This window comes from Streptomyces sp. NPDC051219 (assembly GCF_040682335.1).
Lineage (GTDB): Bacteria > Actinomycetota > Actinomycetes > Streptomycetales > Streptomycetaceae > Streptomyces.
The window spans coordinates 1-1148 of sequence record NZ_JBFBAS010000095.1; the positions used below are offsets into that span (position 1 = coordinate 1).

Here is a 1148-nt window from a genome sequence, read left to right on the forward strand (position 1 = left end):
TACTGAGCTTTGCGGGTTGTCGTCGGGGAGTGACGGTTCATGATCCCTGCGGTATGCCGGTGGTATGCGTTATCCGGAGGGTGGGGGCCTGACCGCTGAGCGTCGGGCGTTTCGTGAGGGGATCAGGCTTCAAGCCGGCGTGCGGTTCGCGGCGGGCGAGAAGACCGCGGTGATCGCGAAGGACCTGCGGGTGAGTGTGCGGTCGGTGGAACGCTGGCGTCGTGCCTGGCGCGAGGGCGGCGTGGAGGCCTTGCGCTCCGCGGGCCCGGCGAACTCCCCGACCATCACCGATGCCCAGTTCGCCGCGCTGGAGGAAGAACTCAGCAAGGGCCCGTCGGCGCAGGGCTTCGACGATGAGCGGTGGACGCTTGCCCGGGTCCAGACGATGATCCGCCGTCGGCTGCGGGTGAGTCTGTCGGTGCCGACGGTGTGGCGGCTGCTGAAACGGCATGGCTGGTCCTGGCAGGCCCCTGCCCGCAGAGCACTCGAGCGTGACGAGCACGCGGTGGAGCTGTGGAAGAAGGAGGTGTGGCCGCGGGTAAAAGCCTCGCGGCGGCGTGTGGGGGCTGGATCGTCTTCGAGGACGAAGCCGGATTCTCCATGACGCCGCCCCGCGCCCGCACCTGGGGCCGGCGCGGACACACCCCCGTCATCCGCGTCCGCGGCCGCTCCCGCCGCCGGACCTCGGTCGCCGCCCTGTGCTGCTACAAACCCGGCGAGAAGAGCCGCCTCATCCACCGCCCCCGCAACCATCTCCTGCTCAAGGGCGCCCGCAAGAGCTTCTCCTGGCAGGACTATCGCGACCTGCTAGTGAGGGCCCATATCCAGCTCGGCGGCCCCATCGTGGTGGTCTGGGACAATCTCAACACCCACCTGGCCGCCGGGCTGAAGCGGTATGAGGCCGAACACGACTGGCTCACCACCATCCGCCTCCCGGCATACGCACCAGACCTGAACCCGGTTGAAGCCGTCTGGTCACTCGTGCGCAGAGCCACGGCCAACACCGCCTTCGACACCCCCGACGACCTCGACCGCAAACTCCGCCGCGAGTTACGCAGAATCCAACTCAGACCCCACCTCATCGACGGCTGCCTCACCGCCACCGGCCTGGCTTTCAACCCACCGACCCCACCCTGAAATCCTCAGTA

Annotated in this window: 2 protein-coding genes; both read left to right on the forward strand. The window is 68.2% G+C overall.

The genetic code is table 11. The features are described from left to right. The first annotated feature begins 64 nt into the window (after window positions 1-64). Window positions 65-604 carry a winged helix-turn-helix domain-containing protein gene (locus AB0M62_RS34865; RefSeq protein ID WP_366078336.1) on the forward strand — a complete coding sequence of 180 codons (540 nt, stop codon included), beginning with the start codon at window positions 65-67 and terminating at the stop codon, window positions 602-604. Beyond that, entirely contained in the window at window positions 601-1137 is a 537-nt protein-coding gene (locus AB0M62_RS34870) for a transposase (RefSeq protein WP_366078337.1), read from the forward strand. The genes AB0M62_RS34865 and AB0M62_RS34870 overlap by 4 nt, the downstream gene beginning before the upstream one ends. Window positions 1138-1148: the final 11 nt, after the last annotated feature.

Bases quoted from the DNA above. Each gene is read 5' to 3' on its own strand.
- AB0M62_RS34865 (WP_366078336.1), top strand. From the start codon at position 65: ATGCGTTATCCGGAGGGTGGGGGCCTGACCGCTGAGCGTCGGGCGTTT.
- AB0M62_RS34870 (WP_366078337.1), top strand. From the start codon at position 601: ATGACGCCGCCCCGCGCCCGCACCTGGGGCCGGCGCGGACACACCCCC.